Below are 16,213 nucleotides of genomic sequence, written 5' to 3'. Positions count from 1 at the left end.
AATTTAAGTTAAGTAACTGTTATTTTTTCTATTTTAATAACTATAAATTTAGTAACAACTCTCTAGTCCGAATACTATATTGAATTTGAAGGACATTTTATTAAAACTATTATAAAGGAAGGTTTTGCAATGAGTAACAATTTTTTTGACCAATCCGACCATTACATGGATGAAAAATGTAAGGACAATTCATCTAAATCACCTCGCATGAATCCACATTATCCAATTGATTCATGTGATGATGATTCATATTTATTAGGTAATAGTGTAAACTTCTGTGTTACTGAACATGACAGTGAAATAAAAGCTGATATCGTTGTAGGTTCAAGAAAATCTGTTAGAGTATGGGGACAGGTAAGAGACTGTAATTCTGAACCTGTGGCATGTGCCTACGTAAAATTGTTAAAAGTTACTCCAAATGGACTAGTAGGAGTTGCTCATACAATGACTGACTGTCAAGGTTTCTATCAATTCGATATTTGTGTATGTAAAGATGGTTGCAATTATACTGTTTTAGTAGGTAAAGCTGCTACTGGCGAAGAACGTATTGTTTCTACAGGCTTAAGAGGAACAAATTGTAATATACCAGGACCTTGTAATCCTTGTTCACCAGACCCTTGTAATAATAAAAAACCATGTGATGATTAAAGTGTTTTTTATAATTAAAGGACCCCTATTAACATAGGCGGTCCTTATTTTTATAAATACTTTTTATAATCACTTAGCTTTATAGGATACTCTATTTCCGGTGGATTAATATTTCTTCTTGCATACTCTTCCCTAAAATATTTTCTATTATATTCTACTTTTTCTGAATTAGGAGTGAATGTAGCAGTCAGTTCATTAAAAAAATATGAGCAATCTAGATTTCCCATTTGAAAATAACAAAGGCATAATTGAAGGCTAGGAATCCATGTATAATAATCTCTATTATCTATAGCTGGATTTCCCTTTTCAGGTATGCAATCCATTGCTACCTTATACCAAAAGGCACTTTGCTTTAATTGAGCTTTTTCTAAATAATGCTCACCTAAACAACAACATATATCAGCCCTTGGAACATCATACTTAAATGACTCAAATATAACATTTGGTATTTTGTCTTTTTGATCTGTTATCTTAAAGCAATCGATTATTTTTGCATGAGCTGTTTTTATATCCTCTATCCATCCTAGTTTAGTATCTAAAAACTTTCTATAGTTTTTTACTGCCTCCTTATATTCTCCATTATCCTTTAATTCGTTTGCATAATATAATAAATCTCTCGGTGTAAATAGAATTTTTTTCTTTTCCATATCTTTAAATATTTGAAGATTTCTATCTGTATAAGCCTTTATCTTTCCATGTTCTGTTGAAAAATCTCCAGCAAGTCCATTTCCGTATACCTCTAAATATTCATGTACATGACCTATCCACTTAAAATTCATTGATCTTCTAACTAGTCTATTTCTTCTTAATGAGTAACTAACTTCTCCATTTCCATTTCTACCAAGTATATACTCAGCACTTACATAATCATAGGATTTATCAAAATTTTTAAGTAACTCTTCTATCTTTTTAATATTATCCTCATCTATGAAATCATCTCCATCTAACCACATAATATATTCACTATTAGCCTTACTGAAAGAGAAATTTCTAGCTGCTGCAAAATCATTTATCCATTTAAAATCGTATATTTTTGCATTAAACTTTTTAGCTATTTCCTTAGTTCTATCTGTTGATCCTGTATCTACTATTACAAATTCATCAATAAAAGATTTTACTGAATTTAAACAACGCTCTAATGTTTTTTCTTCATCCTTTACTATCATACATAAACTAATTGTTATATTTTTCTCCATACAATACTCCTTATCATTTATCAAAAATAAAGACACATATTTATAATAGAATAATTCTATTAATATGTGCCTTATATTATTTAATTACTCTTTCATTAACCTATAGCTATGCCTCCGCTAAATGAAAGATTAACAGAAATTTCTGTAGCTGAGACTCCAGTCATTCTTATTTTCCCTACTAGTAATATTCTTTCTCCAGCTAATACTGGTATTGCTAGTTCTTTTGTGGCAGATCCCACTACACCAGCCCTTGAAATATCTGTCAAGGCAGGAGATAAATCTAGTAATGTTCCTACTATTGGAGTAAAGTTATTACTTCCTAGTATTGATTTATAAAGCTCTAGGCTTACAATTACAATATTGCAACTAGGAATAGTAACATCATTTACTAAGGAGTAAAATCCTGAAATTCCAGTTATTATACCCTCACGTGGTAAAATAAGTCCCATATTTGCCCCATCTGAATCAATGTTAATACTACCTTCATTCCCTAATAAAATCGATGGATATGAAGATCCAAAACCTAATGGAGTCCCTGTTTTTGGGTTTCCACTTATAGTTGTTGATGCAACTCTCCCATATGCTGATGCAAATGGAATTATAGCTCCTACTCCATTTTGTACCATACATCTATTTTCTTTTATTCCAGTAGTAGGTGACTGTCCAATAATCCCCATACTTTCCTCATATCCTACTTGTTCTAAATCAGTAAATTTATTCTGAATATAGGAAGAAACTTTAGTAACTTCAACATTACTATTATTCATATTATTTTGGGTGCAGAAATTAGATATATCAGATACATAACGATACCTCATAAGCTTCACCCCTTTTTTAATTACTATTATCTCGTTTTAAATATACTAACAAATGCAGTTTAATAATTTTGTTGTTACTGGATTGCTAATTGATTCTCCGGTGGAGGTAATTAATATTCCTCCATCATTTACTGTATATGAAAAATCTATATTAGCTACATTTGTTACTACTGAAGATTTTGGTAATGGTAATATTTCTGCTTGGAAGCTTATAACTACATTACCTCCTGCTACTATTGTTCCTAAATCTATACCTATGCCTAAATCATCTATAAACTGTGGTACTGAATTTATTAATACTGTTGATGGTAATAATAATAAATTCTCAGGTAGCTGATCAAAGAATGTTACATCTGATATATCAACATTACCTGTATTTCTTATAAGAACTGAGTAACTAAGAACTTCTCCTACCTTTGCTACTACTTTATCTACTGATTTTATAATGCATACACTTAGATTATATACTGGTAAAACTAACTCATTACTTTGAACAGATAGTTTATTACCTTGATTATCGAAATAACTTACAATGGCCCTGTTCACTATCGATAGTGGTGGACAACTTGCATTTACTTCTACTACCATGCTTACTATTGCACTTTCTCCTGGACCTATTGATCCAATTGAAATAGGCTCACAACAAAATTGTTTGTTTTGTCTACAACCGTTTATTGTAATTGTCCCTGGTACTACAAATGCTCCTCTACTTAATATATCTGATACCCTAACAGAATTAGCGCTTTCATCACCTTGATTTTCAATTATAATTGAATATCTCACCCTATTAGAAAATCCAATAAACAAATAATTTCTATCTGCAAATTTAGTTACTTTTAAATTTATCACCTATTCCCACTCCTCCTTGATTATTTATCTTTCTGTATCTAACCCAAAAGATTACTTCTAAATAATGTTCCTTCTGAATAACATACTAATATTACATAATCTAATATTCTTCCTATTCATTAAAAAGCACATATTCATCAAAGAGAATATGTGCTTAGTTTACTTACCTAAATTTTATTACTAGATTAAACAATCTTAGTAACAGTTATTGAAATATTACCAAGTACAGCTGTTGCTACAATTGCTGAGCTTATTAGCAATCCAACTGTGTTTCCTGCTGTTAAATTCACTATTGCTTGACCTGATAATGCTGTTCCAACTGCAAGTGCAATTATTCCACCAGATTGAGAACCTGGAACTATTGTTGTTGCTCCATTGATATTTATACCTACAGTTACACCTACTCCTACTGCTGCTGTAGAAACCATATAATAGTCTATTTGATAAGTGCCAGTTAGACCAACAGTTATAAGATTAGCTGCTAAAGTTTCATTAAGGGCTAAATCCGTTGTATCTATATTAATCTGTGCTGTTCCACCTAGTACTAATACATGAGTAGAAAGTGTACTATTGTTGAAGAATCCAAATGCATTTGTGCTTAATCCTGTTGCCCCTGTTATTCCTGTTACACCAGTTGCTCCTGTTGCTCCTGTTGCTCCTGTTACCCCAGTTACTCCTGTGTCACCTGTTGCTCCTGTTACACCAGTTGCCCCTGTTACTCCTGTTGCTCCTGTTACTCCAGTTGCTCCTGTTGCTCCTGTTGCTCCTGTATCTCCTGTTGCTCCTGTTGCTCCTGTTGCTCCTGTTGCCCCTGTTACTCCTGTTGCCCCTGTTACTCCTGGATCTCCTGTTACTCCTGTTGCTCCTGTTACTCCAGTTACACCTGTTGCTCCTGTTACTCCTGTTGCTCCTGTTGCTCCTGTTGCTCCTGTAACAAATACAGTTGGTCCTGTTACTCCTGTTGCTCCTGTTGGTCCTGTTGCCCCAGTTACTCCTGTTGCTCCTGTTGCTCCTGTTGCTCCTCTTGGTCCAACTGGTCCTGGAGGGCATACTCTAGAAGGTCCACAATTATTAGTACAACAATCAGAACTACCTCTGTGACTAGTACAGCAATCAGAGGCACCTCTGTGACAAGAACTTATTGAACCACCATTACATCCATTTTGGCTATATAAAAATCTACTGTTCATATAACAATACACTCCTTACTTTTTAAATTTAACTGTATTTTTCCTAATTATTAATAGCTATTAGCATTTTACTATCATATTTTTAACTCTTGTAGCAACTTCATTAGTGCAAGTATCACCAATAGATGTTACAGGTATTCCATTATCTAATATAGTATAGGAATATTCAAATCTTCCAATATTTTCTAAACACCCTGATGCTGGTAATGATACTATTGCAACCTGGAAACTAATAATCATGCTTGCATGTGCATTAATAGTTCCTAGATCCAATCCACCACTAAAATTATCAATATATTGTGGTACTAGATTTACCAGAACACTTGCAGGTAATAACTCAACGCTAGGTGGAAGGTCATCATAGAATACAACATTATCTATATTGATATTTCCATTGTTTCTTATAAATACTGAATAACTTATTACATCTCCGATGCAAGCACTAGATCTATCCACAGACTTTTGTGCACATACATTAACATCTATTACTGATATAACTAATTCATTACTTTCTGCTACCATTACATTACCCATTTCATCACAATATCTAACTATTGCTTGGTTTACTATTTCAGATGGTGGATTAAAAACAACTACTTTAACATCAAATGTTACTAATATATTTCCACCTGGATTAATAGATCCTACATTTATATCTTTATTGATGTTCATTACTTCTAATTTACATCCATTAACTGTAAAAGTACCTGGAATAAAAAATGCGCCTTTACTCATAATGTCTCTAACAGTTACATTTGTTGCTTTTGTATCTCCAACATTTGTTATAACTATCGAATACTTTATTATATTTGATATTCCAAAAAATACATATCTTCTATCTGCACTTTTTGAGACATTTAATTCTACCACGTACTACCAACCCCTTCCTAAGACATACTTAAGTGTCTTTATTTTACATAACACTACTAAAAAAATTATCCATACGATATTATATGAATACATAATATTTTTGTGATTTCCTTTTCCTTTTAAATACACATAATTTTTCTTTATATACTTTACATATATTCACAAGACATAACTTTTGCATTTATAAGGAGAGTTACATTTTTAAAGAAACATCTACAATTTATTAACTTATGGTATACATCTTCAACTTTTGCTTCTACATCAATCTTGCTACCTATAACAAAGTTAGATGGTAAAACAATAAAAGTAGAAAATGGAATCGAATAGTGTGCAGAGTGAACAGATTGCTCTTCAGTATTTGAAGTGTACTCAATAAACTCCTTAAGTACCCCTCTAACTATTAGCTTATATCCTGATAAAATTTGTCCCTCATTTGAAATATTATTTGTAGTTTTTATTACATGACATTCCACAATTTTAGCTTCAACCTTCATATCATTTATTTCTTCAATATCAGGTTTAACTTCTGGGATACAAAGATTATCATCTATTGAAATTTGTTTGAAGGTGCTAATTCCAAGCTTAACTTCACTAATGCACTCTTCCTTACATCTCGATATAACTTCACCATAAGAGGATTTGCAAAGATTATAATTAAACTTAACAAAAGCTTTATTTATAATGGCACCTTTACACCCACTAGACTTTACACGAACTTTATACCTTACAACACTACAATCCCCAGCTTCTATTGTTCCTATATATACTTCTATATCATTACCTACGTTATTGATTCTTTGTCCATTAACCTCTATAGCGTCATTAACTAAACTTACTTCATCAGGTAACTTATCTATAAATAAAATATTTCTTGCCTCTAATGTTCCTACATTTATAAGTTTAATTTCATAACAAATTATATCTCCTCTAGATGCTGTTTCTCTATTTGACTTTTTAATAATCTCTATATCTGCAATATCTACTCTTACACATACTTCATTACTAGTCACATCAGAAACTGACCAATTTGAATCTAAATTAGAATCATGAGAAAATTTTGCAGTAGTAGTATTTTTAATATAACAGCTAGCAGGTCTCTCTATGATTTTTGCCTTAAAAGAAATTGTCTTTATTTCTCCTGGTTTAAGGCATCCTATATTTATTCCTGATAATACATTATCATCTGGTAATGGAATATTTCCAAGTTTAACACTTCCTGTTTTAAACTCTAATTCACTTGCTAAAGTATCAATAACAACTATATTTTCAATTAAAGTATCCCCTTCGTTTATAACTGTAGCAGTATATTTTAGTGTATCGCCTACAATAGCATGCTCTTTATTAACGCTTTTTTGTATAACTAAACTATTATTTCCACAAATGCAGTTTGTTGCCATCCTCTACGCCCTCCCCCTAACAAAATTTAACATCTATAAATAAAAGCACGCATTTGAATATAGTTCTATTATCTAATATTCTTGTATGAACTGCCTCTACATATGGATTTACACTTATTCTATTTGCACGAAGTAAGTCGCATGCATACTGACCATCAATCTCATTTGGTATAATTACAAAGAAGCTCTTTAAATTCTCATAATGTGCAGCATGAACAGATTGAGTACATTCGTCAGCAACATAAGTTATTTTTTCTTTCATTCTAACTTCAACTACAAGCTTACTTCCTGTAAGTACTTGCCCTTCATTAGACGTTCCTATTTCTGTTTCTATAACCCTTATATCCTCTATTTCAGGTGAGACTATAACAGATAAAATATTTTCAACATCTGGCTTTTGGCAAGGTATACTTAATATTTCTGTTATTTCCTCTTCTTTAAAATACATAGCATCCTTTGGTAACACATTGTGTACGCATTCACCCTTAAAAATTGCCATCTTCTTTCCTCCTTTAGCAGCTTATATCTACAACTAGTAGTAAAGTAATATTAGAATATACACATCTATCATCAACCTGCTCTACTGCTATATCTTCTATTAAAGCTGTTGGATTAATATATGAGCCTCTATTAAATCTTTTTGGTAATACTATATATCCACAGAAGGGTATACATTGATGAAAGGTATGAACAGATTGAGTAGGTTCATTTGCAACATATTGAATTTTGTAATTAATATCACCAGATACTAATACCTTGTATCCTGTTACTTCTTGACCTTCTAATGATTTTCCTATTGGAGTTTCTACAACTTCATATTTTATTATTTCTGTTTTTCCATACACCTTAACGATCTGCTCAATGTCAGGCTTTTGTGGTGGTACGGAAAAAGTGCTTTCAAAGTTTATTTGTCTAAAGTTTTTTATTTTATTTCTTACGCAATTATCTATTCCACTATACTCAACTAATCCTCTTACTACAGATGCCATATTCATCCTCCTTTAATCTACTTGAATATATTGAAGGTAGTTTGCTAGTGATAAATTCTTAAAATAACTAGCAAACTCTCCATATATTCAATAATTATCTATAATTATTTACAATTGCATGGTGGTAGATCGCATGGATTACAAGGATTACAGTTAGTTCCTTGAATACCAGTAGATACTGTCTTTTCTACTCCACCAGTTGAAGCCTTGCTTACTAACAATCTAAAGCAAGTTCCATCAGTACATGGACAAATATCGAATTGATAGAATCCTAAGCAATCGGTTATTGTGTGCGCAACCCCTATATAACCGTTGCATGTCATTTTTATTAACTTTAAATAAGCAAATTCTACTGGATTACCATTACAATCTCTTATTTGTCCCCAAATTCTTACAGTATCTCTATAAGTAACTGTAAGATCTGCTTTTATTTCGCTATCGCATTTATCTACTGTAAAATCAACACTATTTCCTACGAGATATGAGAAATCTTCACATTCGCATGGATTTTGATGGCATGGATTTTGATGGCATGGATTTTGGTGACATGGCTTTTCTGGACATGGTTTCACTTGACACTTACATGGTACACCACAATTGTTACTTTCATTACTTACATCATTGTTATTCCAAGAATTATAATTATAATAATTTTTCATCATTTTTGACCTCCTCAAGGTTCAGTTTTATCACACAATTACATTATATTTTCTAGCCAGTATTTCGTTACATTTTTTGACTATATATCCTTAATTTTTTATGTAAACAAAAAAAACAAGGTAATAATTTCTATTTTTTAATAGAAATTAACCTTGTCTTTCCTCACTATTACTTATATTAATTAAATTTCTTCTTCTAATTTCATAAAAGATTGAACCTTAGCAATTAATAAAAAGTTTATATTTGAATATATACAATCCTCATCCTTCTTTTTACAACTTGTATCTTCAATACTATAATCTATACTGACTTTATTACCTGCCCTAAAATTATCTGGCAAAACTATAAATGTAGAAAAAGGGATATATCCAGTAATTGAGTATACTGCTCTATCAAGTTCATTTGTTGTATATTCAGCAACTTCCTTCATAACTCCTTGTATGACTAGCTTATATCCAGTTAATATTTGCCCTTCATTTGAGGTTCCCTTTATAGTATTTATTAAATGATAATCAGTTATTTCTGCCGTAGCTGTTATACTCTCTGTTTCATCAATAGCAGGATTACCCTTTTGCCTATATATCTTCCCTGCAAGAGAAACGTATTTGAAATTTGATATAGTAGAGCTTATTTCTATATCCTCTTTAACTTCTCTTCCTTTTAATACTAAACCATCTAATAATATATAATCATAATTAAGTATAGTCTTATTAGCAATTTTTCTAGTATTATCTACCTTAATATATTTTGCTTTATATTTAATAGATTTACTTTCCCCTACCTCTAAATTTCCTACCATTACTCCACTAGATAAATCTATATTATTAATAATCTTATTCTCTATAGAATAGGAGCCATCAACTATACACATAGCCTGGTCAATAATCTCTTTGAAGATTATATTCTTCACATCTAATGATCCAGTATTTTTTATTACAATATCATAAGTAACAACTTCACCTAATGATACATTCACCTTGTCCACAGTTTTGCAGATATCTAAATGAACCTTTTGTATTTTGATGAATACCTCATTACTTTTAATACTTCCATCCCTTACTTGATTCTCACCTATAATTTTATAGGTATATTGTCCTAAAGATATGCTTGATATCTCAAATTCCTTTGGCTCTGAAATAACTTCTGCCTCAAATGTAATCTCTCTCCTGCCTCCTACTTCTACTTCACCAAGCTTTACTCCTGATAATATACTAGCATTTTTACTTGTTATTCCGTCTATCTTAACAGAATTGTCAACAAACCTCAATTCTGGATTTAGCATATCTCTAATTATTACATCACTAATATTTATGTTCCCACTATTTTCTATAACTATTGAAAATAATCCACGATCTCCAATAATCAAATCTCTATTTTTTACATATTTCTTTAAAGTAATATTGGCTTTTTCTATGTTTATAATAGATTCTTCTGAATTTATTATTAGTTCCCTCTCTACCTCATCCTTATAAATTCCTTCTAATTTTGCATTACTTGATATTATTCCCATATCCGATATATATACAACTTGAACCCTTATATCAATAACTATTCTAGCTTTTGCCTTTATTTTTTCAACGAAAATCATAATACTATCATTATTCTTTTCTATATTAGTAATATTTATTGTCTTACTCATTACTTCTAATAGCTTTAATTGACTTATACCCTTTTGAGTTATTGAAACATTATATATATCCTCATAACTGTTATTCTCAACAACTATTTTATAAATAAAACTTTGTCCTAGTCCTACTTCTTCATAATTTGCTTTTAGATAAATATTCACAAGTTTATTTATATCTCTAACCTCTTCAGTAAATCTTTGTACTTTAATATCATCTTCATTAGTGTTTACGGTTATATTTAAATTTCTTTTCATTTAATCCTCTTCTCCCTTTTCACACCATAGCAGCCTATTTTCCCTACCCCTATAATTTTAACTAGTATTATACTATTATGTGTTTCTAAAGTTTATTCCAAAAGATTTGAATATTTCTATTAAAGCTATTATATTTCATAACCCTTTTACATAAATATTAATAAGATTGGTTTTATCCGAGCGCTACCATTGCTAACACTCCCATCTTCTATAAAGTGGGAGCTAAGAATCACTTTATAAGGAGGGATAGGTATGTACTCTTTAAATGATAAGAATAAATATAGCTTTAGTAATTCAAATTCTTCTATTAAGGCTATAAACATTAATATCCCTATGAGTAATAGGAAATTTAATCTTATTTCCTATAATTGTACAAGTTCTATAACTAACTGGGAGCTTAAAGATACTGTAGTAACTATAGAAATTTCATTATTCTTTAAAATCCTTTATACCTATAGTGATTCTTCAGTTCTTAATGTTTTAAAGTACAATACATTCTACTATGATAAGTTACTTTTAGATGACAAAGTTCATAGCTTCCACTTAACTTATTTAAATTATAGACAAGCATTAACTCCTTTAAGTAGGATTGAGTCAATTGATTTATTATTCTATAGTGATACCTTAATTTCTCTTCTAATAATAATAAATAATGAACTCAAGATTAATTATGGTTTAAGTATTCTTTATTTGATAAATTCCAAGGATGAGAAAAGCTACTTATATTCATCTGATATAAACTGTGAAAATTTCAATCAGATTGGCTTCTCTCTTGATACTTACAATAATCTATCCTTTTCTTCATATGATTATAGTTTTTTTTATTTGAGAAATAATAGTATTTATAATTGTTCATTGGTTTCAAATAAAATCACTCTAATATTCCATGATGTTCTTATAAAGTGGTTTTTTAATATTGATTATAATAAATTCATTATCCTAAAAAATGAAGAGTATTTCTCTTCTTTTATTTTAATAAACTTAAATACAAAATCTGAAACTCTTCTCTATAAGTCTTCAGGTGAAATTAAATACCTATTTAAAGTAAACTATAGCAAATTATTTGCCTTTACTTTATATAAAAATAATAAAAATAACCTAGTTGTTTTAGATATATATGGATCAATTTTGTTTAATGATACTGTTAACTTTATTCGCTTTTACATTAATAATAAGGGAAGTCTTCTAATTGGTATTAGTAGTAACACCTTAACTATTGTCAATATAATAAATCCTTCAGCAACTATAATACACATGCCAATAGATGAGTTTGACGTAAATAATATAGTTTTCTACTCAGAAAATATAGCTATATTACTAGGTAGAAATAGCCAAGGCTCTTATATATATTCATTTAATCTTGTAAGCTATGATTTTACCTTAATTTTAAAAAGTAACTTTTCTATATCTTCAATGGACATAGATTATGATGGAAATATTCTTTTTTCTTCAAATGAACTAGGTTTATATAATATCTACTCAATGTCACTGGAAGAATCTCCTAACATTGTATTAAGATTATTTAGTGATAATTTATCATTGCTAATAAGGAGGTAGGATAGATCATGAATAATAATATCAAAGAATTTCCAATTGAATACTACGGACTAACTCCCTCTGACTATCCGAGTCCAACTATTATTGAAAGGGATATACATCTAGATTCTAAATTTAATATTCTAAGTATTATAAGAGTCTATCTTGATCTTGATATAGTATTTTCCCATAGTAATTCTTTAAACATTATAAATACAGGTAACTTTTTAAATTCCATTTATAATCTATCAATTAAATTTGAATATATGGATGGCAAAGATGAAAATAGCTTGAGTATATATTCTGAATATATTTATATAACTTCAACCTTTAATATTGATACCTCCCTAAATGAGGAATCAATAAGTCCTAAAATAAATGATTTTAAGATAAAACTTCTATCTTCAAATAGCTTTCATCTGTATATTTCTATAGCTCCTTATTAATGGTGACTTAATATGTATAACAATTTTTCTATTAAAGGATTAACTCCAAAAGAGCTATTATTAAATAAATCATTAAAAAATATGGAAACTCAAACTGTAAATTCCATTATTACCCTTGATAAAGATATAGATGATTTTTTTGAAATTAATATTCTTGGTGAAATAACTAATATTAAATACTTACCCTTTGAAGATATGATATTAAATATAATAACTTGTAATTTTGACTTTAATATAATTGGAATTGATAGTAATAATAATGGAGTATTCTTTAAGTATAGTCATAGGTCTATTATTACTATTAAAAGCTATAATGAGCTGTCAAAGGTTGAACTACTAATATTAGAGGGATCCTTTAATAAAATTTCTAAATCTACCTTTGACTATTCTCTTATTATTGCTCTTGATCCTTCTAAGACTATGAATAATGTCCCTATTACTAATCCCCTTAAGGATATTAATGCTATTAATAGTGATTCTAAAAATTTATTCTTTGATAAGGAGCTTATATAGACTTATGAATATTTTATACTATGCTTTACCCTGTTTTTTATATAATATAGAATCCTCCAAGTACTGTGCTAGCCACTTAAATGCACTACTTAGCTATAATAATTCTTCCTGCTTTAATAGTACCATTATTAAAGAAAATATAATTTCTACTTCTCATTTAGACTCTGAGTACTTTAATGCTGCCCCTCATATTGAATTGCTAGATTTTTCATTAGATAATAAAAAATCTTTAATTGAATATATAGACAAAAATAAAATAAATATTTACCACTGCTTTCATAATGGTTTTTCTCTTACTAACAATGATAATGTAAAAAAAGTATCTACTATCTATACCACCTTACCCCTATTCTTTAGTGAGTATATAGATTCAAACTATAAGAATCTATACTTAGCAAGACTAGATAAAACTATAAAATTCTCTGATAATATAATAGTTCCATATAACTTTATGAAAACTGATTTATGTAACTACTTTTCTCTTAATAGTGATCTTATAGAAGTTATTCCACCAAGTATTTCCTTTGATTTACTTGGCCGGAGTAAGGCTTTAAGTAGAACATATGTTAAAGGAAAATTTAATATATATAAGGATTATTACATATATGTAGGAGAAATTAATTCAAGAAATACCTTAATAGATACAATTAAATTATTCAATTCCTACTCTAGGATTAATGATTCTATTCTTATTTTAGCCTTAACATATCTTCCTAAAAATAAGAATATTTATATTGATTTAGTTAAATACATTGATAGCATTAACTTATCATCTAATGTAGTCTTTCTTAATAATTTATCTTATATAGATATTATTGATTTAATAAACGGCTCTATCTGCTTTATAAACTTAAATCCTTGTAATGAATTAAACCTAACTAGCCTATATGCCCTATTTTTAAAAACTAAAATTTTAGCTTATCAAAACCAGAGTAATCTAGAATATCTCGAAGACTACCCTATTTATATTTCAGATTTAAACCATGGATTTAATATAGATACTTCTAATTATGAACTACTAAATGATTACGAAATTCTAGATATTGCAAATAAATTTAATCCTAATTTAATTTTGGACTCTTTGTTAGATGTGTATAACCTATAGATATAAATATTGGAGGGATATTAATGAATTGGAATAGCTTTAAAAATTGTTTTGCTTTTCTACCTGCTAATATAGATAAAGATATACTTAATTATAATAACTTAAAGATTTCTAATAGTGTTTTTGAATTTCCTTATTCAAGCTGGTTATCTTTAGATGATATTACTAATATAACTCAGGATATTACTACCTCTGTTATAACATCTATACCTATAGGCTCAAATAAAGATAATGGAATTATAACTAATAAGTATATTAGTACTTTAAAAATAAATATTAATTTATATATTGAATATACCTCTAAATCAGGAATAAAAATAATCAGCTTAAATTCAAGTATAGGAGACTTCATTATTTCAGATTCATCTAGTATTTCTGTTGATATTTCCCCTAACTTATTGTGTCTTTGGAAGGATTGTCGTAATAACCTTAATTTATCTACTAGTTATTCTCTATATGAAACCTCTATCTCTAATTAAAGTTGGCTGTTACTATAGCAGCTATATTAGTGTATATAACATTATAATTTCTAACTTCGCAATAAATATCTTCAATATATGTATTAATATCTACTCTTTTTTTTCTTAGTATATCTACCATACTCTCTCCACTATGCTCTAAAGGAACAACTATATATATAACTTTAACTATTTTATTACTCTTTACTCCTATATTATTTCGGCATGAATTAGTCATAAACTTCATTTTCATATCAATTATTAACTCAACCTTCAATTTATAACCACTTAAGTACATGCCTTCACTAGATATTTTTATTGGTGTTTTAATAATACCTATTTCCCCTACAAGGACCACTACATTTATTGATAATATATTTTCTAATTTTTCCCCCTTAATCAAGGTATTAACTTGAAAATCAAATTCCTTAAAGCATTTTGATTTTATTATTATATTTTCTGATACACCATATACTTCTGTTCCATTTTGTAACAACCTCACTATCTTCCCTCCTTTCCTTTTTAATTATATTTTACATTTCTACTGTAGCAAGTATTGAATTAATTACTAGCACCTCCCCTTCACTTAACAATTCTCCATTTATTGTTTCAATAAAAATTGAAGGTATGAGTGTAGAACCTCCAATCAAATCCTTATGTAATATAATTGAACTAGAGAAGAATTCTTTATGGTTAAGACAATATATTCTATTCACCTCTTCCTTTGATAAATAATCAACTCTTATAGAAAGCTCACCTTCTATAACGTACTTTTCTCCAGTTAACCTCTGTCCCTCTAATGATTCACATACAGGTGTTTTAATTACTCTCGTACTCATAATATTTGATAGTGTACTAACTTTTACAATCTCCTTTATTTTTATATTATCTTTTTTGACTTTTATAATGCTTTCAACGTCAACTTCTTTATATGAGTTTAAACCTTTAGGTATGTATTTTGAGATTCCTGAGTACTCAATTAAATTTTTATATAAATTCCTCATTTAAAGCTCCAAAATTATTATTCTATTATTACTATATGCCTCAATTAATTCATCCTTTCCTTTTTATATTAAAATATTATAAATGGACTTTTACTATACTCTATAAAGTAAAAAAGCCAGCTCTAAGCTAGCTTATTATATATTTGACAACATATATAAAGAATATATAGTACCAATTTCCTTAGGTTAATATACTTATTTCATCTTCTATTTTTATTATATAATGTACCTCTCCTATATCACCTTGTATTACAAATTCATATTTTCCTAACTCATCTGTAATTGTTTCACTAACAAATCTATACTCAGTTTTATAGTTAAATAAAGTAGCCCTATATAATTTAATAAGTTTATTAGCTACTATGCTGCCATTACAATCCTCTACTTTCCCTAAAACCCTAGTAAATTTCATTTTATTTAACGTGATATTTATATTCTTTTCTGATAATTTTTCATCTACTATAAAATCTATATAGCTGCTCTTAAAATCAAGGTCTTTAACAACCTTTAATTCATAATTATACTTGATGTTATTTTCTCTTGGGCTATTTTCATAAACAATATCTTTATTTAAATGACTTATATAATTAATATATTTAGACTTTTTATTTTTCATATTCATACTATGTTTGCCCTCCAATATAAATTTAGC

The 16,213-nt window shown here is 28.8% G+C and carries 19 protein-coding genes; 6 read left to right on the top strand and 13 right to left on the bottom strand.

The features are described from left to right. The first annotated feature begins 129 nt into the window (after positions 1-129). Complete coding sequence (locus ACSYT2_RS01140; protein ID WP_430857376.1) at positions 130-648, top strand: hypothetical protein; 519 nt, start codon at positions 130-132, stop codon at positions 646-648. A gap of 50 nt (positions 649-698) precedes the next feature. Here the strand turns inward: ACSYT2_RS01140 and ACSYT2_RS01135 are convergent, their stop codons facing one another. The 10 genes from ACSYT2_RS01135 to ACSYT2_RS01090 form a co-directional block, all read right to left on the bottom strand. Then, positions 699-1,844, bottom strand: a complete 1,146-nt coding sequence (locus tag ACSYT2_RS01135; protein WP_438382863.1) for a glycosyltransferase family 2 protein — start codon at positions 1,842-1,844, stop codon at positions 699-701. 95 nt (positions 1,845-1,939) lie between these two features. Beyond that, positions 1,940-2,662 (bottom strand): hypothetical protein, encoded by a 723-nt coding sequence (locus tag ACSYT2_RS01130; protein WP_438382861.1) that lies wholly within the window; start codon positions 2,660-2,662, stop codon positions 1,940-1,942. Positions 2,663-2,707: 45 nt separating this feature from the next. Beyond that, positions 2,708-3,511, bottom strand: coding sequence for a hypothetical protein (locus ACSYT2_RS01125; RefSeq protein WP_430857379.1), 804 nt, complete (start codon positions 3,509-3,511; stop codon positions 2,708-2,710). A 185-nt stretch (positions 3,512-3,696) separates the two neighbouring features. Beyond that, a complete protein-coding gene (locus tag ACSYT2_RS01120; protein ID WP_438382858.1) occupies positions 3,697-4,701 on the bottom strand; it encodes a BclA C-terminal domain-containing protein in 1,005 nt (334 codons plus the stop codon). A gap of 60 nt (positions 4,702-4,761) precedes the next feature. Further along, complete coding sequence (locus ACSYT2_RS01115; RefSeq protein ID WP_430857381.1) at positions 4,762-5,571, bottom strand: DUF11 domain-containing protein; 810 nt, start codon at positions 5,569-5,571, stop codon at positions 4,762-4,764. A gap of 149 nt (positions 5,572-5,720) precedes the next feature. Then, positions 5,721-6,968: an SPOCS domain-containing protein gene (locus ACSYT2_RS01110; RefSeq protein WP_430857382.1), complete on the bottom strand. Its 1,248-nt coding sequence runs from the start codon at positions 6,966-6,968 to the stop codon at positions 5,721-5,723. A 16-nt stretch (positions 6,969-6,984) separates the two neighbouring features. Then, positions 6,985-7,467: an SPOCS domain-containing protein gene (locus ACSYT2_RS01105; RefSeq protein ID WP_430857383.1), complete on the bottom strand. Its 483-nt coding sequence runs from the start codon at positions 7,465-7,467 to the stop codon at positions 6,985-6,987. 13 nt (positions 7,468-7,480) lie between these two features. Further along, a complete protein-coding gene (locus ACSYT2_RS01100) occupies positions 7,481-7,957 on the bottom strand; it encodes a DUF3794 domain-containing protein (RefSeq protein ID WP_430857384.1) in 477 nt (158 codons plus the stop codon). 104 nt (positions 7,958-8,061) lie between these two features. Then, positions 8,062-8,619 carry a hypothetical protein gene (locus tag ACSYT2_RS01095; protein WP_438382855.1) on the bottom strand — a complete coding sequence of 186 codons (558 nt, stop codon included), beginning with the start codon at positions 8,617-8,619 and terminating at the stop codon, positions 8,062-8,064. A gap of 179 nt (positions 8,620-8,798) precedes the next feature. Then, complete coding sequence (locus tag ACSYT2_RS01090; protein WP_438382853.1) at positions 8,799-10,499, bottom strand: COG1361 family protein; 1,701 nt, start codon at positions 10,497-10,499, stop codon at positions 8,799-8,801. A 252-nt stretch (positions 10,500-10,751) separates the two neighbouring features. On the opposite strand from ACSYT2_RS01090, the gene ACSYT2_RS01085 reads away from it, so the two are divergent. The 5 genes from ACSYT2_RS01085 to ACSYT2_RS01065 are packed head-to-tail and all read left to right on the top strand — an operon-like array spanning position 10,752 to position 14,578. Next, a complete protein-coding gene (locus ACSYT2_RS01085) occupies positions 10,752-12,056 on the top strand; it encodes a hypothetical protein (protein ID WP_438382852.1) in 1,305 nt (434 codons plus the stop codon). Between the two features lie 8 nt (positions 12,057-12,064). Further along, on the top strand, positions 12,065-12,481 hold the full coding sequence (locus ACSYT2_RS01080) for a hypothetical protein (RefSeq protein WP_430857388.1): 417 nt from the start codon (positions 12,065-12,067) through the stop codon (positions 12,479-12,481). Between the two features lie 12 nt (positions 12,482-12,493). Then, positions 12,494-12,994, top strand: a complete 501-nt coding sequence (locus ACSYT2_RS01075; RefSeq protein ID WP_438382850.1) for a hypothetical protein — start codon at positions 12,494-12,496, stop codon at positions 12,992-12,994. 4 nt (positions 12,995-12,998) lie between these two features. Then, a complete protein-coding gene (locus ACSYT2_RS01070) occupies positions 12,999-14,099 on the top strand; it encodes a glycosyltransferase (RefSeq protein ID WP_430857390.1) in 1,101 nt (366 codons plus the stop codon). Between the two features lie 23 nt (positions 14,100-14,122). After that, positions 14,123-14,578, top strand: a complete 456-nt coding sequence (locus tag ACSYT2_RS01065; protein WP_438382848.1) for a hypothetical protein — start codon at positions 14,123-14,125, stop codon at positions 14,576-14,578. On the opposite strand, the gene ACSYT2_RS01060 is transcribed toward ACSYT2_RS01065, so the two are convergent. The 3 genes from ACSYT2_RS01060 to ACSYT2_RS01050 all read right to left on the bottom strand — a co-directional run bounded on the left by ACSYT2_RS01060 (position 14,571) and on the right by ACSYT2_RS01050 (position 16,183). Then, positions 14,571-15,059: a hypothetical protein gene (locus tag ACSYT2_RS01060; RefSeq protein ID WP_430857392.1), complete on the bottom strand. Its 489-nt coding sequence runs from the start codon at positions 15,057-15,059 to the stop codon at positions 14,571-14,573. The two genes, ACSYT2_RS01065 and ACSYT2_RS01060, sit on opposite strands and share 8 nt — an antisense overlap. A gap of 31 nt (positions 15,060-15,090) precedes the next feature. Beyond that, the gene (locus ACSYT2_RS01055; protein ID WP_430857393.1) at positions 15,091-15,561 is read right to left on the bottom strand and encodes a hypothetical protein; all 471 of its coding nucleotides are present in this window, start codon (positions 15,559-15,561) and stop codon (positions 15,091-15,093) included. A gap of 181 nt (positions 15,562-15,742) precedes the next feature. Continuing rightward, entirely contained in the window at positions 15,743-16,183 is a 441-nt protein-coding gene (locus tag ACSYT2_RS01050) for a hypothetical protein (RefSeq protein WP_430857394.1), read from the bottom strand. Between the last annotated feature and the right edge of the window lie 30 nt (positions 16,184-16,213).

Origin of the sequence: Clostridium zhoujianii (assembly GCF_051590805.1) — a bacterium.
In the GTDB taxonomy this organism is placed as follows: domain Bacteria; phylum Bacillota; class Clostridia; order Clostridiales; family Clostridiaceae; genus Clostridium.
Note: the sequence above shows the minus strand (reverse complement) of the source record. Positions and strands in the feature narration are given on the sequence as shown.

Coding starts and splice junctions, on each gene's coding strand:
- ACSYT2_RS01140 (WP_430857376.1), top strand. CDS start 130: ATGAGTAACAATTTTTTTGACCAATCCGACCATTACATGGATGAAAAA.
- ACSYT2_RS01135 (WP_438382863.1), bottom strand. CDS start 1,844: ATGGAGAAAAATATAACAATTAGTTTATGTATGATAGTAAAGGATGAA.
- ACSYT2_RS01130 (WP_438382861.1), bottom strand. CDS start 2,662: ATGAGGTATCGTTATGTATCTGATATATCTAATTTCTGCACCCAAAAT.
- ACSYT2_RS01120 (WP_438382858.1), bottom strand. CDS start 4,701: ATGAACAGTAGATTTTTATATAGCCAAAATGGATGTAATGGTGGTTCA.
- ACSYT2_RS01110 (WP_430857382.1), bottom strand. CDS start 6,968: ATGGCAACAAACTGCATTTGTGGAAATAATAGTTTAGTTATACAAAAA.
- ACSYT2_RS01105 (WP_430857383.1), bottom strand. CDS start 7,467: ATGGCAATTTTTAAGGGTGAATGCGTACACAATGTGTTACCAAAGGAT.
- ACSYT2_RS01100 (WP_430857384.1), bottom strand. CDS start 7,957: ATGGCATCTGTAGTAAGAGGATTAGTTGAGTATAGTGGAATAGATAAT.
- ACSYT2_RS01095 (WP_438382855.1), bottom strand. CDS start 8,619: ATGATGAAAAATTATTATAATTATAATTCTTGGAATAACAATGATGTA.
- ACSYT2_RS01090 (WP_438382853.1), bottom strand. CDS start 10,499: ATGAAAAGAAATTTAAATATAACCGTAAACACTAATGAAGATGATATT.
- ACSYT2_RS01085 (WP_438382852.1), top strand. CDS start 10,752: ATGTACTCTTTAAATGATAAGAATAAATATAGCTTTAGTAATTCAAAT.
- ACSYT2_RS01080 (WP_430857388.1), top strand. CDS start 12,065: ATGAATAATAATATCAAAGAATTTCCAATTGAATACTACGGACTAACT.
- ACSYT2_RS01075 (WP_438382850.1), top strand. CDS start 12,494: ATGTATAACAATTTTTCTATTAAAGGATTAACTCCAAAAGAGCTATTA.
- ACSYT2_RS01070 (WP_430857390.1), top strand. CDS start 12,999: ATGAATATTTTATACTATGCTTTACCCTGTTTTTTATATAATATAGAA.
- ACSYT2_RS01065 (WP_438382848.1), top strand. CDS start 14,123: ATGAATTGGAATAGCTTTAAAAATTGTTTTGCTTTTCTACCTGCTAAT.
- ACSYT2_RS01055 (WP_430857393.1), bottom strand. CDS start 15,561: ATGAGGAATTTATATAAAAATTTAATTGAGTACTCAGGAATCTCAAAA.
- ACSYT2_RS01050 (WP_430857394.1), bottom strand. CDS start 16,183: ATGAATATGAAAAATAAAAAGTCTAAATATATTAATTATATAAGTCAT.